The organism is Selenomonas sp. oral taxon 138 str. F0429 (assembly GCF_000318175.2).
Taxonomy (GTDB): Bacteria; Bacillota; Negativicutes; order Selenomonadales; family Selenomonadaceae; genus Centipeda; species Centipeda timonae.
The window spans coordinates 78833-103120 of record NZ_KB290925.1 but is presented as its reverse complement, the minus strand read 5'-3'; the positions used below and the strand labels follow the sequence as shown (position 1 = coordinate 103120).

General features: G+C 58.2%; 17 protein-coding genes and 2 tRNA genes. All 19 read left to right on the top strand.

Annotation, left to right across the window (positions count from 1 at the left end):
- The first annotated feature begins 42 nt into the window (after positions 1–42).
- The 19 genes from HMPREF9163_RS00505 to rimP all read left to right on the top strand — a co-directional run bounded on the left by HMPREF9163_RS00505 (position 43) and on the right by rimP (position 24285).
- Positions 43–118 (top strand) — tRNA-Thr (locus HMPREF9163_RS00505).
- Between the two features lie 6 nt (positions 119–124).
- A tRNA-Met gene (locus tag HMPREF9163_RS00500) sits at positions 125–201 on the top strand.
- 169 nt (positions 202–370) lie between these two features.
- Positions 371–520, top strand: coding sequence for a 50S ribosomal protein L33 (rpmG, locus tag HMPREF9163_RS00495; protein WP_006307107.1), 150 nt, complete (start codon positions 371–373; stop codon positions 518–520).
- 12 nt (positions 521–532) lie between these two features.
- Positions 533–718: a preprotein translocase subunit SecE gene (gene secE / locus HMPREF9163_RS00490; RefSeq protein WP_006307106.1), complete on the top strand. Its 186-nt coding sequence runs from the start codon at positions 533–535 to the stop codon at positions 716–718.
- Positions 719–732: 14 nt separating this feature from the next.
- Positions 733–1284, top strand: coding sequence for a transcription termination/antitermination protein NusG (nusG, locus tag HMPREF9163_RS00485; RefSeq protein WP_009439650.1), 552 nt, complete (start codon positions 733–735; stop codon positions 1282–1284).
- 31 nt (positions 1285–1315) lie between these two features.
- A complete protein-coding gene (gene rplK / locus HMPREF9163_RS00480) occupies positions 1316–1741 on the top strand; it encodes a 50S ribosomal protein L11 (protein ID WP_009439649.1) in 426 nt (141 codons plus the stop codon).
- 57 nt (positions 1742–1798) lie between these two features.
- Positions 1799–2479 carry a 50S ribosomal protein L1 gene (gene rplA / locus HMPREF9163_RS00475; RefSeq protein ID WP_037345465.1) on the top strand — a complete coding sequence of 227 codons (681 nt, stop codon included), beginning with the start codon at positions 1799–1801 and terminating at the stop codon, positions 2477–2479.
- Positions 2480–2769: 290 nt separating this feature from the next.
- Positions 2770–3306, top strand: coding sequence for a 50S ribosomal protein L10 (gene rplJ, locus HMPREF9163_RS00470; protein WP_009439647.1), 537 nt, complete (start codon positions 2770–2772; stop codon positions 3304–3306).
- Between the two features lie 43 nt (positions 3307–3349).
- Positions 3350–3724 (top strand): 50S ribosomal protein L7/L12, encoded by a 375-nt coding sequence (gene rplL / locus HMPREF9163_RS00465; protein ID WP_009439646.1) that lies wholly within the window; start codon positions 3350–3352, stop codon positions 3722–3724.
- A gap of 218 nt (positions 3725–3942) precedes the next feature.
- Positions 3943–5577, top strand: a complete 1635-nt coding sequence (locus HMPREF9163_RS00460; RefSeq protein ID WP_009439645.1) for a ShlB/FhaC/HecB family hemolysin secretion/activation protein — start codon at positions 3943–3945, stop codon at positions 5575–5577.
- A 49-nt stretch (positions 5578–5626) separates the two neighbouring features.
- Positions 5627–16009 (top strand): filamentous hemagglutinin N-terminal domain-containing protein, encoded by a 10383-nt coding sequence (locus HMPREF9163_RS00455; RefSeq protein ID WP_009439644.1) that lies wholly within the window; start codon positions 5627–5629, stop codon positions 16007–16009.
- Positions 16010–16193: 184 nt separating this feature from the next.
- Complete coding sequence (gene hrcA, locus HMPREF9163_RS00450; RefSeq protein WP_009439642.1) at positions 16194–17228, top strand: heat-inducible transcriptional repressor HrcA; 1035 nt, start codon at positions 16194–16196, stop codon at positions 17226–17228.
- Positions 17222–17794, top strand: a complete 573-nt coding sequence (gene grpE, locus HMPREF9163_RS00445) for a nucleotide exchange factor GrpE (RefSeq protein WP_009439641.1) — start codon at positions 17222–17224, stop codon at positions 17792–17794. Before hrcA ends, grpE begins: the two co-directional genes overlap by 7 nt.
- A gap of 36 nt (positions 17795–17830) precedes the next feature.
- Complete coding sequence (gene dnaK / locus HMPREF9163_RS00440; RefSeq protein WP_009439640.1) at positions 17831–19690, top strand: molecular chaperone DnaK; 1860 nt, start codon at positions 17831–17833, stop codon at positions 19688–19690.
- 9 nt (positions 19691–19699) lie between these two features.
- Positions 19700–20851 carry a molecular chaperone DnaJ gene (gene dnaJ, locus HMPREF9163_RS00435; protein WP_009439639.1) on the top strand — a complete coding sequence of 384 codons (1152 nt, stop codon included), beginning with the start codon at positions 19700–19702 and terminating at the stop codon, positions 20849–20851.
- 126 nt (positions 20852–20977) lie between these two features.
- On the top strand, positions 20978–22528 hold the full coding sequence (locus HMPREF9163_RS00430) for a hypothetical protein (protein WP_009439638.1): 1551 nt from the start codon (positions 20978–20980) through the stop codon (positions 22526–22528).
- Positions 22529–22560: 32 nt separating this feature from the next.
- Entirely contained in the window at positions 22561–22929 is a 369-nt protein-coding gene (locus tag HMPREF9163_RS00425; protein WP_009439637.1) for a hypothetical protein, read from the top strand.
- 15 nt (positions 22930–22944) lie between these two features.
- A complete protein-coding gene (locus HMPREF9163_RS00420; protein ID WP_037345458.1) occupies positions 22945–23712 on the top strand; it encodes a zinc-ribbon domain-containing protein in 768 nt (255 codons plus the stop codon).
- A 123-nt stretch (positions 23713–23835) separates the two neighbouring features.
- Complete coding sequence (gene rimP, locus HMPREF9163_RS00415; RefSeq protein ID WP_037345455.1) at positions 23836–24285, top strand: ribosome maturation factor RimP; 450 nt, start codon at positions 23836–23838, stop codon at positions 24283–24285.
- Positions 24286–24288 lie beyond the last annotated feature (3 nt).

Genomic DNA, 24288 nt, shown 5'->3' with positions numbered 1-24288 from the left:
AGGTCACAGGTTCAAGTCCTGTCCCCGCAACCAAGTCTGTGCGCTGGTGTAGCTCAGTCGGCAGAGCGTATCCTTGGTAAGGATAAGGTCACCAGTTCAATCCTGGTCATCAGCTCCATATAACGGCGGCATAGCTCAGTTGGCTAGAGCATGCGGTTCATACCCGCAGTGTCCGGAGTTCAAATCTCTGTGCCGCCACCATTTTGAAATCTGCCCCCGCTTCGGGGGTTCTTTTATGCTTTTTAGGAGCACTCCGGTGTTTCTTTGAGGAAAATGCGGTCACATACATTGACAGCATTTTCCAAGTATGATAAATTGGTAAGAGTTGTTTCCGATGAAACCAAAGAACGAATGAGGAGAGTTGATATTCATGCGCAACAACATTACGCTGGAGTGCACGGAGTGCCATAGCCGCAACTATCGCACGAACAAGAACAAGAAGAACAATCCGGATCGTCTGGAGTTCAGCAAGTACTGCAAGTTCTGCCGCAAGCACACGCCGCACAAAGAGACGAAGTAAGCGTCCTCTGTCATGGGAAAAATAGTCAAATTCCTGCGGGAAGTCGTCGCAGAGATGAAGAAGGTCTCGTGGTCCACGAAGAAGGAGCTCGTCACCTACACGGGTGTCGTCGGCATTGCCATCGTCGTGGTCTGCGCGCTGATCTGGATCTGTGACACGATTTTTGCGCGTGTGTTTCAGGTCATACTGCATTACTAGACCGGGAGAGGGACATGGCGGATAAGGAAGAACTCTATCTCAGACAGGCAAACCCGCACCGGGCATGGTATGTCATCCACACCTATTCGGGCTATGAGAACAAGGTCAAGGCGAACCTCGAGCGCCTCATGCACTCAGCGAGCATGAGCGAGATGATCTTCAATGTCGTTGTCCCCGTGGAGAACGAGATCGAGATGAAGGACGGCAAGGAAAAGGTCGTCCCGCGCAAGGTGTTCCCGGGCTACGTACTCGTCGATATGATCGTCGACGAGCACTCGTGGTATGTCGTCCGCAACACAACGGGCGTCACGGGCTTTGTCGGCTCGGAGAAGCATCCGATCCCGCTGACGGCGGAGGAGGCGGAGCGCATCCTCTCGGGCTCTGTCGGCGGTGCGCTAAAGCGCCGCACGAAGGTGAGCGTCGGCGACACAGTGCGCATTTCTTCGGGCGCATTCGAGGACTATGCAGGCAAGATCACATCAATTGACTCGTCGGGGCTGCGCGTGCAGGTCGACGTGGAGGGGACGCCCCTCGATGTGGAAATCGATCAGGTCGAACTGATCTAAATAATTTGCACCGAAAGGAGGTGATTTGTCGATGGCAAAGAAGGTTGCGCGTGTCGTAAAACTGCAGGTTCCTGCGGGGAAGGCGACACCGGCTCCTCCGGTAGGTCCTGCGCTTGGTCAGGCGGGCGTGAACATCATGGCGTTCGTCAAGGACTTCAACGAGCGTACGGCGAAGCAGGCGGGGCTCATTATTCCGGTTGAGATCACGGTCTTTGAGGATCGTTCCTTTACCTTTATCACGAAGACCCCTCCGGCAGCAGTTCTGCTGAAGAAGGCGGCGGGCATTGAGAAGGCATCGGGCGAGCCGAACAAGACGAAGGTTGCGACGCTGCCGCGCTCGAAGGCGCGCGAGATCGCCGAGTCCAAGATGCCGGATCTGAACGCTGCGTCGATTGAGGCGGCGACATCCATGATCGAGGGCACTGCCCGCAGCATGGGAATCGTGATCACAGACTAATCTGCGGTCAAACAAGTGGAAGGGCGTATGCCCGCTATGACCACGAAGGGAGAAACAATGGCAAAGTTTGGTAAGAAGTACCAAGATGCTGCGAAGCTCATCGAGAGCGGCAAGCTCTACGCTTCGCAGGAAGCGATGGAACTCGTGAAGAAGACGGCAACTGCCAAGTTCGACGAGACCATCGAGCTGCACGTGCGCCTCGGCGTCGATCCGAAGTATGCGGATCAGCAGGTGCGCGGCGCGCTTGTTCTGCCGAACGGCACGGGCAAGACCCAGCGCGTTCTCGTCTTTGCAAAGGGCGAGAAGGTTGCAGAGGCGGAGGCTGCAGGTGCGGACTTCGTTGGCTCGGACGAGATCGTCCAGAAGATTCAGGGCGGCTGGCTCGACTTCGATGTCGCCGTCGCTACCCCCGACATGATGGGCACGGTCGGCCGTCTCGGTAAGGTGCTTGGTCCCCGCGGACTCATGCCGAACCCGAAGCTCGGCACGGTCACGATGGATCTCAAGAAGGCGATCGGCGAGATCAAGGCAGGTCAGGTGGAGTACCGCACGGACAAGGCGGGCAACATCCACGTTCCCATCGGGAAGGCCTCCTTCGACGCGGACAAGCTCCGCGAGAACTATCAGGCAGTCATCGACACGCTCATCCGCGTGAAGCCGGCAGCGGCAAAGGGGCAGTACATTCGCTCCATCACCGTTGTGGCGACGATGGGACCTGCCGTCCCCGTTGCGCTCTAAGAGCACACGGAATTTCCCCGGGCTGTAGACAGCAGGTTTGCGCAAGCATCTAACGACGTAGTCGCCTGCCGAGGCCGGACGTGAATTTGAACATTCATCTCCGGCGGTAGAAGCAGCCGGAGATTTTTCATTCGAAAGAGTAAGAGCCGTCCAGGTTGGTGCGGATTTTTGTTTGAGCAAGGAGGAACACCGGACGCGCAGTTAAGTCCTGCGTGGAGGATGTTCTGACGCAGCGAGAACGGAAGGACGTGCCAAGATGAACGGCGACAAGAAGGGAGGGAAATGATTACATGGCAGACCATAAAAAAGAAGTAATCGTCGAGAAGCTGAAAGAGCAGCTAGCCTCGGCGAAGGGCGCGGTCTTCACGACGTACAGCGGTCTCACGGTCGCACAGGATACGGAGCTGCGCCGCGAGCTGCGCGCCGCAGGCGTCACCTACCACGTTGTAAAGAACACGATGGTGCGCCGTGCAGCCGATGCACTCGGACTTGAGGGGCTCGACCCGCATCTCGAGGGCACGACGGCGTTCGCGTTCTCGGCAGAGGATGCGGTTGCACCCGCGAAGGTCATCTGCGACTACATCAAGAAGAACAAGCTTGACGATAAGGGCATTCTGTCCGTCAAGGTCGGTACCGTCGAGGGCAAGGTCATCGAGGCGAACGAGGTGCAGGCACTTGCGTCGCTCCCGTCGCGCGAAGAGCTTATTGCAAAGCTCATGGGCAGCATGAATGCGCCGATTACGAACACGGTCAACGTGCTTCAGGGCGTTATCCGCAATGCCGTCTATGTGCTTGATGCAGTCCGTGCGCAGAAGGCGTCCGCATAAAGAATATTCGAAGAGAAATTACACTAATTTTTGGAGGTATATCATGAACAAGGATCAGATTCTGGAAGCCATTGAGAACATGACCGTTCTCGAACTCTCCGAGCTCGTCAAGGCTATGGAAGAGAAGTTCGGTGTCAGCGCTGCTGCACCGGTTGCTGTTGCTGCGGTCGGCGGTGCTGCTCCGGCTGCTGCGGGCGGTGAGGAGAAGACGGAGTTCACGGTCGTTCTTGCAGCTGCGGGCGACAAGAAGATCAACGTCATCAAGGCTGGCCGTGAGGCAACGGGTCTTGGCCTGAAGGAAGCGAAGGAGCTCGTTGACGGCGCACCGAAGCCGGTCAAGGAGAACGTCGGCAAGGCTGAGGCTGAGGAGCTCAAGAAGAAGCTCGAAGAGGCCGGCGCAACTGTCGAGCTGAAGTAATTCAGACGAAATTGACTTTTGGAAACCGCTTTCCTATAAGGGAGGGCGGTTTTTATATTGATGAGCATCCCTCCATCAGAGATTTCTTAGAGAAAAAATATTGAAAGAGAACATATAAATCTAGGAATATGGTCATGTATGTGTTAAGATATCATGCAAATAAACGATAATATCTATAAGATAAGAATACAATCTAATTGGCGGAGGCTCGTGAATCTATGAGGAAAGGTAAGAATAAGAAGTGTGAAGGTGTGCAGCGTGTTGGAAGACATACGGCGCGCTTTTTTATTGCGCTCTGTGCTGCAATGCATGTCTGTTCTTTTCCTGCTTCTGCCAAAGAAACAAGTGCAGCGGCCGAGCAGAGTATATGGGTCGCGCGCTATACGTTCTCGGGCGAGAATCCCGTGACGGAGGCGGAGCTTGCGGATGTGCTTGCAGCGCACAGGCATAAGGATGCGACACTCACGGAGCTCGAGGCGCAGGCAGAGGAGGTTACGAAATACCTTCGTTCAAAGGGATACTTTGTCGCCTTTGCCTATCTCGCACCACAGAATTTCAAGGATGGTGTCGTGGACTTCACCATTGTACCGGGGCACTATGATCAGATCATTGTGAACAACGAGTCCTATCTCAAGGAGGAGGCGATCCGCCGCGAGATCGGCATTTCTTCCGGTGAAATTGTGAAAAAAAGTACGCTCAATCGCGGTGTCTGGCTGACAAATGATCTCTCACGTGTGGAGGCAAATACGCAGCTGAAGGCGGGCAGCCGGCAGGGGACGACAGATCTTGTCGTCAATGTCAAGAACAAGGGACATCGTACATGGGGCTATGTCGGGGTTGACAACGGCGGCTACCGCTATACGGGACGCTATCAGTACAGTGCATTCGTCAACTATGCCAGCCTTGCACGCGAGGGCGATCTCCTCTCGGTGGGCGGCGTTCTGTCGAACGGCGGTATGTGGTCGGGCTCAGCCTCCTACTCAACACCGATTGTGAGGCAGGGCGAGCGTGTTGGCGTGAGTTACGCTCGCTCACATTACACGCTTGGCGGTGCGTTCTCGGCACTTGACTACACGGGAACGGCGGAGACCCTGAGCGTACACTGGCAGCACAACTTCAAACGCAGCCGCGATGTGAATATCTACGGAACCGTTCGTCTTGACCTCAAAAGTCTTGAAGATGAGGCAAAGAGCATGGCGTACCGCAGCCCGAAGAGCGCGCACAACTGGGTGTTTGGCATGAACGGCGACAGTTTGGATCGCTTTTGGACGGGCGGTAAAAATACGTTCGCGTTGAACTATACGCACGGTGATCTCTCCATTGACGACGAGATTCAGCGCACGTATGATGCTGCGACGGCGCAGACAGCAGGTCAATTCGGCAAGTGGAATCTCGAGCTTACGCGACTGCAGCACGTCAGTGAGCGCGTCTCACTCTATCTGAGCTATCAGCGGCAGTGGGCATCGAAGAATCTGGATTCCTCAGAGAAGATGTCACTCGGCGGGCCGAACGGCGTACGCGCCTATCCCGTCGGCGAGGCATCGGGGGATGACGGCTGGCGTTGGACATCGGAGCTGCGTTGGAATCTGCCGACGCGTGAGGGCGATGAGAATGTATGGCAGCTGATTGCATTCGCCGATGGCGGTCATGTGAATCTCTATCACAACAAGCTGCCGGGCTACACAGGTGTTGCAGGACGCAGCCTTTACGGCGCAGGTGTGGGCGTGAACTGGAGCAATCAGGCAAACTGGGTGGCACGCGCGTACTATGCATGGAAAATTGGGTCGGAGGACGCCGTTTCGGATACGGATCGCAGCGGGCGTTTCTGGTTTCAGATTTATAAGTTCTTCTGAACGGCGAAGAACTGTCATATATACGTTTTTGATCGAAGGGGAAAAAACAATGAGCATGATGAGAAAACAGAGGCGTGGGCAGATGCGTCGCAGTCTGCGCAGCGGTATCGGCATCCTTGCGGCGGGTGCAATGATGATGGGCGGCATGAATCACGCGATGGCACTGCCGCAGGGCGGACAGGTTGCGGCGGGGGCGGCAGATATTGCCGCAACGCAGGCGGAGATGGCGATTCATCAGGCAACGCAGAATGCCGTCATCAACTGGAACTCGTTCAACATCGGCGCGGGCGAGCGCGTCAATATCTATCAGCCGAATGCCCAGGCGGCTCTGCTGAACCGTGTGCTCGGGGGGAATCCCTCCGAGATCTTCGGCACGCTCTCGGCAAACGGGCGCGTCTTCCTCGTCAACCCTGCGGGTGTACTCTTTGCGCCCGGCGCACAGGTGGATGCGGGCTCGATTCTCGCCTCGACGATGAACATTACGAATGCCGATTTTATGGCGGGCAAATACGCCTTTATCGGCACACCGAATGACGGAAAAGTTATCAACCGCGCCTCCCTCATTGCGAAAAATGAGGGGACGGTCGCCCTGCTCGGCAAGGATGTCGTGAACGAGGGGGTTATCGTAGCGAAGAAGGGCGCAGCGGTACTCGCGGCGGGCGAAGCCGTGTCGCTTGACTTTAACGGCGACGGCAAGGTCTCGGTCGTTCCGACGAAGGCGGCGATGGAACAGGCGGTCACAAATAAAGGTCTCGTCGAGGCAGACGGAGGCCTCGTTTTCATGTCTGCGGCGACGGGCGACGCACTGACGCGCTCGGCGGTCAATCAGGAGGGCATCGTGCGTGCCGCGAGTCTTGACGGGGCGGCGGGCAGTGTGCGCATGACGGCAAACGATGTGCGTATGGCGGCGGGCAGCGTAACGGATGTGAGCGGCGCGAAAGCCGGTACGGTCGAGATCGGCGGCGGTTGGCAGGGCACGGGCGACCTCGCGCACGTACAGAATGTCACGATCGAGCGCGGTGCGGCTCTGCGTGCGGATGCGACGCAGGCAGGCGCAGCGGGCGGCAAGGTCGCCGTCTGGTCGGACGGCATGACAAAGTTCGCGGGCGAGATCACGGCACGCGGCAAAGGCACGGGCGCGGGTGGCGCGGTCGAGACCTCGGGTGCGAAGGTGCAGATCACGGGCGCAGTCAACGCTTCGTCCGAAGCGGGCAAGGCGGGCGAGTGGCTGATCGATCCCGGCGATATTGAGGTCAAGACGCGTGGGGCGGGAGATCCTGAAGCCGGCTCTCAGGCGGATGTGCAGACCATCACCAATTCGCTGAACGGCGGCACATCTGTAACCATTCAGACGGCGAACCTCACGGGACCGAACGACAATTCCATCACCGTATCGGATGCCATCACGAAGACGGCGGGCGGCGATGCTACCCTGTCGCTCAAGGCAACTGGCAACATTGCTGTTAATGCCGACATCACATCGAGTGTCGGCAAGCTCACCGTGGATATCATGGCCGATACCAACGGTCAATATGGCGGCAACATCAGCGTCGCAAGCGGAAAACAGATCAAGACACTCGGCGGCGCCATCAAGATGCACGGCGGTAAGACGCAGAACGGCGTCGGCTTTGCAAATTCGCAGGATCTGAACACGGCGGGCGTTGACCTCAGCGGGGCTGTAATTGATACGCGCGTTAGCAACACTACTGGTGCTGTCGGCGGAAATATTGAGATCGCGGGCAGTACCACGACGAATGGCAAGGGCGTTCAGCTTGCCGGAACGCAGATTGATGCCGGCACGGGGAAGGTTGCGCTGGTAGGGGAATCCACTTCCAGTGAGGGAATCTCTATCGACAGCGGCTCGCAGATTCGTACTCGCAGCGTCGAACTACGAACGGATTCGCTTAATCTCACGGGCACGATCACAGGCGACGGTGATCCCGCAGGTACGGCAAAGGTCTGGACGCTTTCTGATGGTAAGACCATCAACTTTGGCACAGGCACGGGCGGACTCGACCTCGCGGGTGATACGTTCTCAAGTGCGGGCAAGATCAAGAATTTCAAGAAGAACATTGTCGGCGATGCAAGTCAGAAGGCAAACATCACGGCGAGTGGCGTGACGGCGGACAGTGATCTGGAACTGTATTCGGGTGCGGGCACGCTGACGCTCAGCGGCGCGGTAGATGTCGCCGCCGGTCATGCGCTGACGCTTGGCTCGAAGAACACCATTACGGGTGCAGGTGTGCTCACGTCGGATGCTCTCGTACTGGATGCGGCAGATGCAACAGTGAACCTCACGGGCACGCAGATGCTTGGTAAGCTCGACGGCAAGGCAAAGGGGCTGACGCTCAAGAACGGCACGAACCTCGCGGTTGGCGGTGAAACCGGGCTGACGACGTCAGCGGGCGGCGCGGACATCGAGGTGACGGCGGGCAATCTCACGGTCGGCACGCACGGCATCACGAACGGCGCGGGCGCGATGAAGCTCAAGGCGAGCGGCACGCTCAAGCTCGATGCGAATGCCGAGGTCAAATCGACGGGCGCGGCGGCGACTTCGCTTGAAGCGACGACGGTCAATTTCGACACGGCGAGCAAGGTATCGACAGCAGGTGGTACGATCAACGTCAAGACGGATGCGCTGACGCTCCCCTCGGGAGCGCAGGGCACTCTTTCGAGTGCAAACGGAAAAGTTACGGTTGAGACGAAAACGGCGGGCAAAACGATGTCCGTCGGTTCTTCGACGCCCTCCGACCTCGTGTTGCTAAACCTCGATTTCATCAACTCGGGTACGGGCGAAATCCAGATCGGCAATGCGTCTACGGGCAATGTCGAGATCGGCACAGCCGATGTCCAAGCACCGCTGACGGTGGAATCGGGAGCGACCGTCAAGTTCTCGGGAACGCTCTCGAATACGGGCAACAAGAACACGACGTTCAAGGCGAACGCCGTGGACTTTGCTGCGGGCGCAAACCTTGCGGCGGGTACGGGCACGATGACGATGGTGACGGATGCCGTTACGAACTGGAACAATGCGACGTTTGCCGACAGCGATGGAAAAGGTACGTTTGCCCTTCAGCCCAAGACGGCGGGTGCTTTCACCGTCGGCGGATCGAGCACACTCGTCTCGGATGCAGGCCTGGGCAAGCTCAAGGCGGGCAATTTTAAGAACGTCTCCGTCGGTGCAAAGGACAATGTCGGCACGGCGACCATCGCGGGCATCACGAGCGGCAATATGCCCAAGTATACGAGCATCCTGACGCAGGGCAAGATCGACATTACGGGTGCAGTCAACGGCACGTCCGGCGATACGCTGGCGCTCCATGCCGATGCGCCCGGTACGACGCTCGGCGACGGTCTTTCGCAGAGTGCGCCGATCACGGTCGGCAATCTGCTGCTCCTCGGCAAAGGCTCGATGGATCTCAGCACGCAGGCGAATGCGATTCAGAACATTGCCGCCGACATGTCGGATGGCAGTTTGAAGCTCAAGAACAATACCCACATGAAGGTCGCCGTCGTTGAAGACCGCACGGTAAATCCTGCGAAGAACGTCGACGGCCTCAAGACGAAATCGACGGACATCCAGATGGCGGCAGGGCAGAAACTCACGGTCGAAGGAAAGCTCAATTCCACGGACGACACGAAGATCGAGGCCGACGATCTCGACCTCGGGAATAACAAGGTCAATGTCGGCAAGAAGCTCACGCTCGAAAAGGCGACGAAGTCGCAGGCGATCAACGTCGGCACGGGTGCGGGCGACTGGAACGTCAACAACGCGAATTATGGCGAAATCAAGATCGGCGGCGCATCGCAGACGGGTGCGGTCAATATCAAGGGCGCAACGTTCAAGAAGCCCTCGGACATCGAGACGCAGGGCAACGTCAAGCTTGAGGGTACGAACAAGGCGGGCGCGGACGGCAAGTCCGATATGAAGATCAAGGCGAGCACCGCCACTCTGCCGAACACGGGTGATACGCTCGCCGTCAAGAATCTGGAGCTCGACCTCTCGGGCGGTCTCGATCTCGGAAATGGCAAGATCCTCGGACAGAAGGATGGCAAGGTCAAGACCAGCGGTGTTCCCTCGGGGAAGGATATCTATATCAAGGACGATGCCGCCGGTGTGCCGACCAATGGCTATCGGATTTCCTACCGCACGATCAATGACGTGCTGGACGGATTCGGCGGCTTCGATGTCGCGGGCGATCAGCACCTTTACTTCTACGGCGGTACGGTCAACAAGTCCATCAATGCGTCGGGCAAGCTCGGCGTCGAGGTACGCGACAATCTCTCCATCGAGGGCAAGGGTACGAAGCTCACGATCGGTGCAGATCCGACGCAGGCGGGGCACGATCCCGCCTCGGTTATCACGGGAGGTTTTACCGTCAAGCAGGGCAAGACCGTCCACGTCAAGGGTGAAGGTGCGACACAGAAGGGCGAAGGCGCAGAAATCAATATCAATACGGGCGGCAACATCCATCTCGAACAGGGCGCGGCACTGAAGGTCGAGGGCAACTATGCACAGGCGACGCTCAATGCACGCAGCGGCGATGTCGTGCTGAATGCTGATGCCAAGGTGCAGGTCGCTCCCGGCTCCACGCCCGTCTGGGTCGATGTAACGGGCAACAAGGTGCAGCTTGATGCGAAGGCGCAGCTTGACTCCGGCACGGATACGCAGGGTGCGCTCCGCGTGCATACGGACGAGATCGTCACGCCGACGGCGGACGACGGCGTGACGAATATCGTCGGCAAGAGCGGTCTTGTCATCACACGCAAGACGGCGGGCGATTTGACGCTCAACAACGCTTCTACGGGCGCAGGGCTTCATGTCACGAGCGACCAGCTCAACGGCAAGCTCTTCGGCAACGAGTTCTCGGAGCTTGTTCTCGGTGACAATCTCAGCCAGACGGTCACGGTCGACGGCCTTGAGGCAAACAATCGCGTCGTGGTCAAGACGGCGGAGACGGGCAAGGTCACAATCGGTGTGGGCGGACTCAAGGTCGGCACGGACGGCTCGAATAAGCCCTACAATGTGACGCTGACCACTGGTTCCATTGAGAATCCGAGCGGCGGCAAGATGAACATCGGCGCGGGCAGTGCGCTGAACCTCTATACGAACAGCATCGCGAACCTCACCCCGAGCAGCGGCAGTCCGTCCGTCACAGGCACAGGCACGCTCGGCATTGGGACGTACAACGGCTCGAAGACCATCGGGCTTGGCGACGGTGCGACGGGCGATCTGCAGCTGACGAACAATAAGTTCACACAGGTATTTGGCCCGAACTTCTCGCATTACGCCATCGGCAACGGTACGCAGGGCACGATCAACGTCGCAGGCTCTTCCCTCACGCAGGATGTGACGCTGCAGGCGAACAATATCAACTTCGCAGGAGATATGACGCTTGCGACGGGAAAGACGCTCGTCGTCAACGCCAAGACGGCGGCGGATCAGACGGCGGGCAAGATCAAGGCGGCGAATCTCGCCGCCGTCGGCGGCAACATCGCGCTCGAACAGGCGAACGAAATCGGCACGCTCGCCGCCGACGCGCTCTCCGTCAAGGTCAAGTCGAATGCCTTGACGATCGGCGAGATCACGACGCCTGCGGGTGCAGCCGTCTCCTCGCGTACGATTACGGGAGTCAAGGCGGGTGAATCCGGCGGCACGGCGGGCGACATCGTATTGTCTGCGGACGCCATGACCTTCAACAAGACCGTCGAGGGCAAGGGCAATCTGACCATACAGCAGGCGAATGCCGCGACGAACCTCAACGTCGGCGCGACGGGTACGGGGCTGAATCTGCCGGAAAATCTCTTCGGCGGCGCGAAGATCAAGGACGGCTTCAAGCACGTCTATCTCGGCAGAGAAGACGCGGCGGGCGCGACAAAGGTCGACGGCAATCTGAACTTCGTCGATCCGACGACAATCCGCTCAGGGAAAACCGCAGGCTCGATGACGGTTGACGGCTCGGCAAACATTCGAACGAATGGCAACGACTTCGCACTCGAATCGAAGGATTTGACGACGGCGGCTGGAAGCTCCGTCGATACGGGCACGGGCGCACTCACGCTCAAGACCGATGCGATGAACTTGAACGGCAAGATGAAGGGCAAGAAAGCGCTCAATATCCTGCCGATCTCGCATGGTCGGGATCTCAAACTCGGCGGCACAGTGAATGATCCGACGAAGCTCTCCTTGCTCGACAAGTATTTCAATGGAAACAACCGTCAGTTCTGGGAGTATGAGATCATCAACATCGGCGACAAGGGAGGCGGCGGCAGGCTCTATCAGAGTGGCACGATTGACATGCCGTTCACCGTCAAGATCCAGCAGGCGATCACGAGCGGCACAGGTGGCGTCAACCTCTCCGGCTCGATCAATACGCACGGCAGGGACTACACCGTTGCCAGTCGTGAAGTCAATCTCGATGATGCGCATATCAATGCGGACGGCGCTGACCGCGATCATGACGGCAATGTCGCCATCCAGGCGGACAAGCTCAACACGGCGAACGGCAGCACGATCACAGGCCACGGCGACGTCTCCTTCGACACCTATACGCCGGGCAAGACGCTCAACTTCGGCACGCCTGGCGCGGGCGGCTCTGCCTCCGATCCCACACTTCCGTCCGACATCTTCAGCGGCACGGGACTCCTGCGCAAGAACCCCGACGGCAAGGGTTTCAAGAAGATTCGCATCGGAGGTCAGAATGCAGGAGATATCAAGGTCGGCAACGTCGACCTGCCCGAGGGGCTTGCCGATGCCGTATCCATCAAGACGAACAAAGATGTCACCTCGACGGGCGTCTTGAAATCCGTTCCGACGCTCGAAGTAGATGCACATAACGTAAATCTCACGGGGCCAAACGAGATCAAGAACCTCGGCAATATCACGTCCGCGACGGGCGTTTCCGTCGAGACGAAGGGCGGAACGAATGTCACGGGTAAGATCACGGGCAATAACGCCGCCATCAATATCAAGAACCAGGACGGCGGCAACGTCACGATCGCGCCCGGTGGACAGATTGTCGGCACGGGTACGTCCGATGTCCTCATCGAGGCGAAGGGCGGCGCCTTCAAGAACAAGGGGGGCGCAAACGCCATCAAGACCGCGCCCGGCCAGCGTTATGTCGTGCATACGGAGGACTCTGTCGAGAATGAGATCGACGGGCTTGTATTCCAGTTCCGTAAATACGGCGTGGACTACAGCAATCGCAGTTCTTTCCCCATTCCTGCGGGTCAGAACGCCATGTTCTACAAGTATCAGCCGGAACTCAAGCTGTATTCGACCCGTGCCTATGGCGATGCGAACGGCGCATTCTTTGGCGCGGCATCGGGCTTCCAGATCGTTGATGACGGCAATGCGAAGCGCCGTGCGCTCGACAAGACGGAGGTAGATTACATTCGCGCTCATGTAGGTGATTCGGGGACGCATAGTTTCGGTACGACGGTTCATACGAACGTCAATGCTGATATCAATACAACGAATGGCGAGGTCAAGAAGGCATCGACCGATGTCAATATGCGTTCGGGTGCGCATACCTACGGTTCAGATTCGACCATTCCCAATGAGAAGATCACTTATCAAGGGCACAATGACCTCAACTACAAGATCACAGTCGACTACCGCATCGTGCCGCGCGTCGTCACGGTCACGGGCAAGACCTCGACCGTAAATTACAACGGCAATCCGCACAGCTACACGGGCAACGCGGGGGTCACGTTCTCAAACTTCGCGAACAGCCAGACGGAAAATACAACGGGACTTCTCTCGGGTGCTGTTTCCTATACCCCGATTGCGGATGCGACGAAGACGACGGGCTATGCGCAGGGTGCTGTCCATGCGGGCGAGTACAGTGTTGACCTGAAAAACAGCACGCTCTCCGCGACGAACTACAAATTCAAGTACGTTCCAGGCAAGCTCACGGTGAAGCCCATCGACATCCACTTCACTGCGCCGAGCGGCGAGCGCATTTATGGCACATCGAACGACAACGTGACCATGACGTCGAGCACGACGCATACGGGCACGCTCCTTACGGGCGACAGTTTTGCGAAGTATACAGTCACGGCGGCGGATGGCGGCGGCAACGCCGTCACGGAGCGCACGGGCGTCGGCACTTACACTATGACCTTAAATGGTGCGGCGCTCGCCACGGGAAGCCGCAGCCTTGCGACGGACTACCATATCACGTCCGATCCCGGCACGCTCACGATCAAGAAGCGTGCGCTGACCCTCACGGCGGGCGACAAGTCACGCGTCTACGGTGATGCCAACGGGGCGGCGGGGTATATTAACAACACGGCGAAGGTCAACGTCGCTGCAGCTACCGCGACGACGGGACTTGTGGGCGGCGACGCCATCGACGATGTGACGGAGACGATTGACCCGTCGGCAACGGTTACGACGAATGCGGGCACGGCAGGTCTTTGGACAAAGGCAAGCGCGGCGCACTTCTCGTCGGGTACAGCAAACAATTACAACATCACCTACGTTGACGGACACTTCAACATAACGAAGCGGCCGCTGACGCTCGTCGCAGGCGACAAGAACCGCATCTACGGCACGGCGAACGCGACGGCGGGCTATGTTAATGGCACGAATCTCTTCCGCGTCAAGGCGGGCACGAACCTCGTCAACGGCGATACGGTTTCGACGGTCACGGAGACGATTGATTCGCGTGCGACCGTCACGACGGACGCAGGCACGGCAGGACTCAAGACGAAGATTGCAAATGCCGTCTTCGGCACGGGAAATGCCAATAACTATGACGTTCGCTACGAGGACGGCAATTTCGCCATCACGCCGCGCGACTTGACGCTTCATGCGGGCAGCAAGACGCGCATCTACGGCACGGAGAACTCGACCGCCGTCTATACGGGCGGCACGACGAAGTTCCGTGCCGACGCCGCGACCGCCACGACGGGACTCGTGAACGGTGACGCGGTCGCTGACGTCGATGAATCGACGGACGCCCTCGTTACGACGAACGCCGGCACGGCGGGACTCAAGACGCAGATTACAAATGCACGCCTCGCAGGCAATCGTAAGGCGTCGAACTACAACATCACCTATGTCGACGGTGGGTTTGCCATCACGAAGCGCGACCTCTACATCACGGCGGGTGACAAGAGCCGCGCTTACGGCGCAGCGAACAGTCTGGCGCACTATGTGAACGGCACGCGTCTCGTCAACGTGCGTCCGACAGATGCAGTAAGCGGACTCGTGGGCGGTGATGTGGTTTCTTCCGTTACGGAGACAATCGACCCGACCGCAACGGTTACGACCAACGCAGGTACCACGGGGCTTTGGACACGTTCCTCTGCGGCGCAGTTTGCGCACGGCACGGATGCCAATTACAATATTCACTACGCAGACGGCAGGTTTATCATCACGCCGCGCGAGGTACTTATCACGGCGGGCAGTGCCTCCCGTGACTACGGTGCACCGAATCCCGTCATAACCGCATACATGATCGAGCGTGGCGACCACACATCGCAGCGCGGTCTGCTCGTGGGCGACGACATCAGCGGCATCACATCGCACTATGATGCGGGTATGAACGCGACGACGCGCGGCGGCATCTATCGGGGCGTGATCCATGTCGATCCTGCTTCCGTTGAAAGTGGCTATGCAGGTGCGTCGGCACGTTCCAACTATCGCTTTAACTACGCACCCGGTAATTTGACGATTGCTATGCGCGGATTCGATATGAGTACGCCCGAGGGGGCTGTCGTAACGACGAGCAGTGCTGCTGCTGCGCAGGTAACGACGGGAACGACGAACGGTGGAAGCGGCGTGACGACCGCAGCCGTTCCGACTGAGAATCGCACGGGCAGCAATCCGCCCGCCGAGGGAGTAACTGTTCAGATGCCGCAGGATGCGTCACCGACGAACTGGGCAAATCGTGTTGTCCTGACGAATGGCAGCACGCCCGAGGCGCATGATTTCGTCGAACACAAGGACGGCTCGTTCGGGTTTGATCTCGGCAGGACGCGTGGTGACCGCGGGTTCCATCCTGAGAATCCGGCACACAATACGTCTGAGGCAATCCCTGTGCTCTTTACGGATGGCGGCTCGCGCGACCTTGACGGCATCTATACGGTCAACTATTCACCGGAGAAGCTGGCGATCAAGCCCTCCTCGAAGAAGGTTGACATCCCCGATCCGAAGGAAATCCGCAATACGTCTGCGCAGGCACTCAGCTTCCTCTACCAGACGACGAACGGCGCCTATGAGGTGACGTTTGGCAACGGCATTGTGACCCTCTATCCGCAGGATGAAGCGGCACTGTCGATCATCACGAACGAGGATCGCAAGGCGGAGCGCGCCGTGCTCTCCTCGGGACTGCTCACGGCGATTGAAGACCTCGGCGTGACGCCTGTAGAGATTCGCGCCGTCTACATCTTCAATGTATTGGATGGGCAGAGCGAAGAGTAATATGCCGTAATGCAAAGCCTCCCCCGTATCATCGAGGGAGGCTTTTCGCATGAAAAAATATTTGACTTTTTGTCATTTTTGCTCTTGACTTTTTGCTTTTTACCGTGTATATTCAGTATAGATTTTGATTAGCACTCAGTTTTAGAGAGTGCTAACAGAGATTGAAAGGAGAGGAGAGGGGTGAATGTCGGACGATCTGGACGCACGCAAGAGTCAGATCCTGTGGGCGGTCGTCGATGACTATATCGCATCGGCAGAGCCGGTCGGATCGCGGACACTCGCGCAGAAATACAATCTCGGCATCAGCCCTGCCACCATTCGCAATGAGATGGCGGATCTCGAGATGCTCGGCTACCTCGAGCATCCCCACACATCCGCCGGGCGCATCCCCTCATCGAAGGGGTACCGCTTCTACGTCGATGGTTTGCAGCCCGTCGCTCCTGTGACGGATGCCGAGAAAAAGAAGATACACGATTGGTACCACAGGCGCGTGCGACGCCTCGACGAGGTGTTTCAGGAGACGGCGCGCCTGATTGCGGACGTAACGCACAATGTTTCGCTCGTGCTCGCACCGCAGGCCGCGCAGTCGACGTTCCGCATGCTGCAGTTTCTGCCGCTCGACATGACGCACGCAATTGCCGTTCTCATGACGGATGCGGGCTTCGTCGAGAACCGCATCGTCGAGATTCCCGACGGTGCGACATTCGCAGATTTTCAGCGGATGGCGGGGGCAGTCAATGAGACGCTCTCGGGCAAGGCACTCAGCGATGTGACGAAGACGGATATGCGCCGCGTGCGCGATGCGATCGGCGATGAATCCATCTTCGTGGCCGCCGTGGAGGTCATGCACAGGGCGCTCGAAGGGCGCTCGGAGGATCGCCTCTACCTCGGCGGCACAGCACAGCTGCTCGGAAATCCCGAGTTTCAGGATCTCGAGCGCGTCCGTGCGATGCTGCTTGTCCTCGAGCGCGAGGATCTCGTGAAGGATATCCTCCACACGCACGCGGGCGAGGGGCTTGAGGTCACGATCGGCCGCGAGAACAAGAGCAGTACGTTCTGGGACAGCAGTTTTATCACGGCGACCTATCATGTCGACGGCAGGCTGCTCGGGACGATTGCGGTGCTCGGCCCCACGCGCATGGAATACGCGAAGGCGATGCGCATACTCGACTATGTAAATACGAATCTAACAGAGATGATCTATCAGCTGAAATGGTAGGAGAGGTGAACGGCTTGCAGGAAAAGGAAGAGATGACGGCAGAGGAGCAGCCCGTGGAGGATGTAACTGACACGGAGGCGGAATCTGCGGATGTAACCGTGGAGGATGTGCCCGCAGAGGAGGATAGGACGTCCGAACTAGAGGCACAGCTTCAGGAAAAGAACGACCGCATCCTGCGTCTTCAGGCGGATTTTGAAAACTTCCGCCGCCGCACGGCGAAGGAAAAGGAGGAGCTTGCAGCCGTTATCACGCAGAATATCCTCACGGATTTCCTGCCGCTCCTCGATAATTTTGAGCGGGCGATGGCGGTGGAGCAGTCCGATGTGGAGGCGTTCCAAAAGGGCGTGGAGATGATCTTCACGCAGCTGCGCGAGGTGATGGAAAAGCACGGGCTTGAAAACATCGAGGCAGAGGGCGCACCCTTTGATCCGAATGTGCATCAGGCGGTCATGCGCGTCGAGAATCCCGATGTGGAGGACGGCACGATCACCCAGGTGCTGCAGAAGGGCTATCAGGCCAAGGGCAGGGTCATCCGCCCTGCCATGGTGCAGGTAGCAGGTAACTAAGCAAATAACATCTATAAGATTTTGGAGGAATATAAAATGGCTAAAGTAATTGGTATTGACCTTGGAACGACGAACTCTGTTGTGTCGGTCATGGAGGGCGGAGAGCCCGTCGTTATTACGAATCCTGAGGGCAGCCGCATCACGCCGTCCGTCGTGGGCTTTACGAAGGACGGGCAGCGCCTTGTCGGTCGCCTTGCAAAGAATCAGGCGGTCTCGAACCCCGACCGCACGATCTCGTCGATCAAGCGCCATATGGGTGACCCGAACTATCATGTGACGATTGACGGCAAGAACTACACACCGCCCGAGATCTCTGCGATGATTCTGCAGAAGCTCAAGAGCGATGCAGAGGCATATCTCGGCGAGACCGTTACGCAGGCGGTCATCACGGTTCCTGCGTACTTCAACGACAGCCAGCGTCAGGCAACGAAGGACGCGGGCAAGATTGCAGGCCTCGAGGTGCTGCGTATCATCAACGAGCCGACGGCGGCGGCGCTTGCATACGGCCTTGACAAGGATCAGGATGAAACGGTGCTCGTCTTTGACCTCGGCGGCGGCACGTTCGACGTCTCTATCCTCGAGCTCAGCGAGGGCGTGTTCGAGGTCAAGGCGACGAACGGCGACACGATGCTCGGCGGCGACGACTTCGACAAGAAGATCATGGACTGGATGGTCGAGGAGTTCAAGAAGGAGAACGGCATCGACCTCTCGCAGGACAAGATGAGTGCACAGCGTCTCATCGAGGCGGCAGAGAAGGCGAAGATCGAGCTCTCGAGCATGAGCCAGACGAATATCAACCTGCCGTTCATCACGGCGGATGCCTCAGGTCCGAAGCATCTCGACCTCACGCTCTCTCGTGCAAAGTTCGATGAGTTGACGGCGGATCTCGTGGAGCGCACGATGGTTCCGACACGCAAGGCGATGGAGGATGCGGGGCTCTCGAGCAACGAGATCGATAAGATCATTCTCGTCGGCGGTTCGACTCGTATTCCTGCGGTACAGGATGCGATCCGCAAGATCCTCGGCAAGGAGCCCTCAAAGGGTGTCAACCCGGATGAGTGCGTCTCCATCGGCGCAGCAATCCAGGGCGGCGTGCTCGTCGGCGAGGTCAAGGACGTGCTGCTCCTCGATGTCACGCCGCTCTCGCTCGGCATCGAGACGCTCGGCGGTGTCTGCACGAAGATCATCGACCGCAACACGACCATCCCAACCTCGAAGAGTCAGGTGTTCTCGACGGCGGCGGACAATCAGCCGGGCGTTGAGATTCACGTTCTGCAGGGCGAGCGCGAGATGGCGGCGGGCAACAAGACGCTCGGACGCTTCCAGCTCACGGATATTCCGCCCGCACCGCGCGGCGTTCCCCAGATCGAGGTTAAGTTCGACATCGATGCGAACGGCATTGTCAACGTGTCGGCGAAGGATCTTGGCACGGGCAAGGAGCAGAAGATCACGATTCAGTCCGACAGCGGCATGAGCAAAGAGGATATCGAGCGCATGGTGAAAGAGGCGGAATCGCACGCCGCCGAGGACAAGAAGCAGAAGGAAGCCGTCGATGCACGCAATGCGGGCGACTCCCTCGTCTATCAGGCGGAGAAGGCGATCAAGGATCTCGGTGAGAACGCCGATCAGGCACTCGTCTCTAAGACGCAGATCGCGATTGACAAGCTGAAGGAAGCGCTCAAGGGCTCGGATATCGAGGCGATCAAGGCGGCGACCGAAGAGGCACGCCAGCCGCTCTACGAACTCTCTGCGGCGGCTTATCAGCAGGCACAGCAGGCGGCGGGTGCCGCAGGTGCCGCGCCGGGCACAGATACAAATGCGGGCGCACAGAGCGGCGCGCAGGATGACAATGTTGTCGATGCGGAGTTCACCGAAGTCAAGGATGATAAGAAGTAAGGTGGTATCGTGAGCGAGAAACGCGATTACTACGAAGTCCTGGGCGTCCAGAAGGGCGCCTCGGACGATGAGATCAAAAAAGCATATAAGAAACTCGCGCGCAAATACCATCCCGATCTCAACCGTGACGACCCGAAGACCGCCGAGGAGAAATTCAAGGAGGTCAACGAGGCGTACGATGTGCTGAAGGATCCGCAGAAGAAGGCGGCGTATGACCAGTTCGGTCACGATGCCTTCGACCCGCGTCGCGGGGGCGGTGCCGGAGGGGGCAACCCCTTCGGCGGTGCCGGCGGATTCGGCGGCTTTGACATGAATGACATCTTCGATATGTTCGGCATGGGTGGCGGCGGACGCCGCGCGCGCCGACAGGGTCCCGAGCGCGGCGCAGACCTGCGCTACGATCTCGAGATTTCGTTCGAGGAGGCGGCGTTCGGCAAGGAGGTTGAGCTCTCCATCCCGCGTGAGGAGAACTGTCCGACTTGCGGCGGTTCGGGCGCGGCGAAGGGCTCGAGTGCCGAGACCTGTTCGACCTGTCATGGGTCAGGGCAGGAGCAGGTCATGCAGCGGACGATGTTCGGCAGCATGATGACCTCGCGCACGTGCAGCCAGTGCCACGGCACGGGCAAGATCATCAAGAATCCGTGCGGTGACTGCCACGGCACGGGGCGCAAGCGCGTCACGAAGACCATCAAGGTCAACATCCCGCGCGGTGTGGACGACGGACAGCGCGTCCGCGTTTCGGGCGGCGGCGAGGCGGGTGTGCGCGGCGGGGCGAACGGCGATCTCTATGTATACATCTTCATCCGTCCGCATGAGCTCTTTCAGCGGCGCGGCAACGATGTCCTCATCGAGATTCCGATCACCTTCGTACAGGCATCGCTCGGCGATACGGTACAGGTGCCGACCCTCGACGGCGCAGTCGACCTCAAGGTGCCTGCGGGCATCCAGACGGGCACGGTGCTGCGCGTCAAGGGCAAGGGCATACCGAATCTGCGTGGCTCCGGACGCGGCGATGAGCACGTCCGCGTCAAGGTCACAACGCCGCAGAAACTCTCCGCAAAGCAGAAGGAACTCCTCAAGGAGTTCGCAGCGCTCAGCGGGGATGCGGTCAATCCCGAGCAGAAGAGCTTTACTGAGAAATTCAAGGATCTGTTTGCGTAATAGAGCGGCTGCGGCTTCATCTTGCCGCAGCCGCTCCTTTTGCGCATTGACATTACTTCGTACATTTGTTAGGATAAGCCGTATTGGTTTTGTTTAGGAAAAAAGCGTGTAGGCTTGGAGGGCTGGATGGAAAATGTCTACGCATTAGTCAAGCGTTTCTATCTGGCGCATGGGCGTGCGAATATCTTTGTGGCGCGCACGCTTGTCGAGCGCTATCTTCGTGCGGCAGCGTGGCGTGGGCGGAGCAATGAAGACCTCTGTACAGACTGGTACTGCATTGAGGACTTTCTCACAGTTATTCAGCGGCGCGATGATTCGCTTGCGCGGCTCTTCATCCGCATCGACTACCTCGCGCTCTTCTTCCGCTATGCGGATGCGCATATTGACCGACGTCCGCTCAAGCGACACGCAGAGGATTATTTTGCGCGCATGCGCGCCTTTCTGACCTATCTCGAGGATACGGGCGACTATGACATCGACATCGGCGAGCTGGATGCCGATCTCGAGATGTTCTACATCACGGGGCGGTTCCACCTGCCGGAGCGTGTCATGTGGGAGGAGATCGAGGGGCTGACGATCGAGGATATCGAGGAGGACGAGCAGATCGAGATGGAGGAGCTGAATATTCAGCTCAATGATCTCCTGCACCGCATCGGCGAGTATTTCCGGTGTTCCGCCTATCAGCTCGACATCGGCCGTGCGGCGACGATCTACACGGGCGGCCTCTACGATATGAACGAGTACGAACACGCGAGCGAGGAGGAAAAGGAAACCTTCTGGCTGCGGTTCTGGGACTATTTTTTCTTCGACTATCATCTCATTGCGACGGATGAGACGCCGATTGCGCACTACAGCGAGCATATGTGGAAGAAGCTCAGCTACGATGACCGCGAGATCATCGGCGATCTGCTGGCGGCGCGCTTTGCCGTACTCGCCGTGACGGAGGAGTACGACGATCACGTTGTCTGCCGCGATATTCTGCGCGATGAGGAGGTCGTGCTGCCGCATCCGGATATTCCGGGCTCGCTTTCAAAGAGCATTCTCTTCGGGCATATCTGCGACGAGGGGATGATGATGCTCAATTACATCACGGCAATCTCGGCGAGCAAGCGTCTGCAGAAGCGGATTGGCGACACGATTCAGCGCGAGTACAAGCTCTTCCGCATGCAGGCGCCTGAGGCAACGATGGACGATTTCCTCGAACGGGAAGCGGCGCTCGTGCGCCATACGATCCACGTCCTCTCGACGCTCGCGCAGCTCGATGTGCTGCCGCGCCGTCTGCTGCCGGCTGCCATTCCCCGCACGATCGACCCGCATGTGTGCGCAGAGGAACTCGGCGCACTTCAGATCATTGCGGACAAGATCGGCTTTAGCCGTCACTCACAGGTGCTTATGTGCGAGCTGTTTCTGGACTACGCGCAGTCCGATCTTGCGCGTGCAAAGACAGCGGAGACGCTGACGGCAACGATATTCCTTTTTGCGGAGATCAATGATATCGACCTTTCGCCGATCACGGAGCTCTATCATGTGCTCGGTTCGGATCAGAAAACGGTGCGTGCTGCGCTTGCGCGCATGCGTACGGCGCTGCGCTGTGTGACCTACGATCCCCGTTACCTCGGGGAGGAGGGCTTTGTGACGATGCTCTACAGCGTTGTTCACGGAGCAGCGAGTTTTTAAGGAAGCATTGCTTTCTTGGAGAGGAGGCTTCTATGGATCAGGATTCGCGTGTGCGGCCGATGAGCCGCGAGGAAAATGCCGCCTATCGTGGCGTAACGGTGGACGAGAGCGGCGCAGAGCCGCACGGGGAAGAGGAACAGGCGTGGGGCTCTGCGTACGGCGGTGCTCCGCACAGCTCCGTGCGCTATATCCGCATTGGCGGTGTGTCGCGGCGTCCCTCGCTCCTTACGAGCCTCCTCTGGGCGCTCGGCCTCGGGGCACTGCTTGCGCTCTTCATCTTTGTTGCGCTGCCTGCGATTGCGATGATTATCGTCGGCGTCCTCGTGCTCGGCACAATCGTCAGCCTCATCGGGCGCGGTCGGATCCTTTCGTGGGTCATGCGAAAGATGTACGGGAGATAGAAAGGGGATATGGAAATGAAGTCATGTGAAAAGTGCGGCGCCTCCATTGAGGATGGAGTCAAGTTCTGTTCTCTCTGCGGAGCACCGCAGGAGGAGGATCGGATGGCTGCTGAAGCAGATCCTGGGCAGGAGATGCATCCTGCTGCAGAACTGCAGCAGCATGGGACGCCTCCGGATACGCAGGAGAATAGGAAGAAACTTGAGAGCCTGCGCGAACAACTCTCCTCTACGCCCTATATCGGTGCGGCGATGGTGATTTTTTCCGTATTCATGCCGTGGATCTCGTTGGGGCGTATGTTCGACGTGACCATTATGGACATCAGCAAGGGGCTGATGCTCGCAATCATTTTTATCGGCGCCGCCTCGGCATATGCTATCCTCAAAAAGAAGAACTATGTTCTTTCAGCTGCAATGGGGCACGCGCTGCTGATCTTTGCCGTTATCGCTTTTATTCGGTATCAAAGCCTGCTGTCGGAGGTCAAAAAGACGATCTTTGGCGCGATGGCAAGTTCGGCAATCTCACTGGACTGGGGAGGGCTGCTCTTCCTCGCTGGGGCGCTTAATTTGTGTGTGGTGAGTGTTTTTCTGTATATGATCGAACAGTTACTGCTGCAGGGCGGTGCGTTCACAGGCGATGTGCTCTTCCGGACATGGAAGGAACTAGCATGTGCGAAGGTGAAGCTCACGTCGATTGAGGTGCCTGCGTGGGTCTACTCCCTGGTCATCGGCATTCTGCTCGTGCTGCTTTTCTCACAGTCCGGCATGAACCGCATGATGCACTGAGCAAAATCCATACAAGGGCTTTACAAAAGTCCCATCCTATGATATACTTCAATAAATTCATTTAAGATCTGGAAAGAGTGGGTGGAAGCCCACTCTTTCATTGCGTATGAGAAGAGGGAGAGCATGAGCGCGAAGATCGAGGAGCGCGTTGAGGAGATTGTGCGCGGTCTCCTGACCACTGTGCCGGAGTTGGAGCTGGTCGATGTCGAGTATGTGCGCGAACGCGACTACTATCTGCGTGTCTACATCGACAAGGACGGCGGAATCGATATCGATGACTGCCAGGCACTGAGCGAGCGGTTGGAGGCGATTCTCGACCGCGAGGACTTCATCCCCGATGCCTATATTTTGGAGGTGTCCTCGCCGGGGATCGACCGCGTGCTGCGCAAGCCGCGCGATTTCGAGCGCGAACGCGGCAAGCAGGTTGATGTGATGCTCTACGCGCCCTTTGACGGAAAGAAACAGTGGACGGGCGCACTCACGGACTGCGACGGCAAGATACTGACCATTGACGGCGGGATTCAAATCCCCATGGAACAGGTCTCACAGATACGTCTGCATATCGACTTTTAGGGA

Coding starts and splice junctions, on each gene's coding strand:
- rpmG (WP_006307107.1), top strand. CDS start 371: ATGCGCAACAACATTACGCTGGAGTGCACGGAGTGCCATAGCCGCAAC.
- dnaK (WP_009439640.1), top strand. CDS start 17,831: ATGGCTAAAGTAATTGGTATTGACCTTGGAACGACGAACTCTGTTGTG.
- HMPREF9163_RS00460 (WP_009439645.1), top strand. CDS start 3,943: ATGAGGAAAGGTAAGAATAAGAAGTGTGAAGGTGTGCAGCGTGTTGGA.
- rplL (WP_009439646.1), top strand. CDS start 3,350: ATGAACAAGGATCAGATTCTGGAAGCCATTGAGAACATGACCGTTCTC.
- rimP (WP_037345455.1), top strand. CDS start 23,836: ATGAGCGCGAAGATCGAGGAGCGCGTTGAGGAGATTGTGCGCGGTCTC.
- rplK (WP_009439649.1), top strand. CDS start 1,316: ATGGCAAAGAAGGTTGCGCGTGTCGTAAAACTGCAGGTTCCTGCGGGG.
- grpE (WP_009439641.1), top strand. CDS start 17,222: ATGGTAGGAGAGGTGAACGGCTTGCAGGAAAAGGAAGAGATGACGGCA.
- rplA (WP_037345465.1), top strand. CDS start 1,799: ATGGCAAAGTTTGGTAAGAAGTACCAAGATGCTGCGAAGCTCATCGAG.
- HMPREF9163_RS00420 (WP_037345458.1), top strand. CDS start 22,945: ATGAAGTCATGTGAAAAGTGCGGCGCCTCCATTGAGGATGGAGTCAAG.
- HMPREF9163_RS00430 (WP_009439638.1), top strand. CDS start 20,978: ATGGAAAATGTCTACGCATTAGTCAAGCGTTTCTATCTGGCGCATGGG.
- HMPREF9163_RS00425 (WP_009439637.1), top strand. CDS start 22,561: ATGGATCAGGATTCGCGTGTGCGGCCGATGAGCCGCGAGGAAAATGCC.
- secE (WP_006307106.1), top strand. CDS start 533: ATGGGAAAAATAGTCAAATTCCTGCGGGAAGTCGTCGCAGAGATGAAG.
- hrcA (WP_009439642.1), top strand. CDS start 16,194: ATGTCGGACGATCTGGACGCACGCAAGAGTCAGATCCTGTGGGCGGTC.
- rplJ (WP_009439647.1), top strand. CDS start 2,770: ATGGCAGACCATAAAAAAGAAGTAATCGTCGAGAAGCTGAAAGAGCAG.
- HMPREF9163_RS00455 (WP_009439644.1), top strand. CDS start 5,627: ATGAGCATGATGAGAAAACAGAGGCGTGGGCAGATGCGTCGCAGTCTG.
- nusG (WP_009439650.1), top strand. CDS start 733: ATGGCGGATAAGGAAGAACTCTATCTCAGACAGGCAAACCCGCACCGG.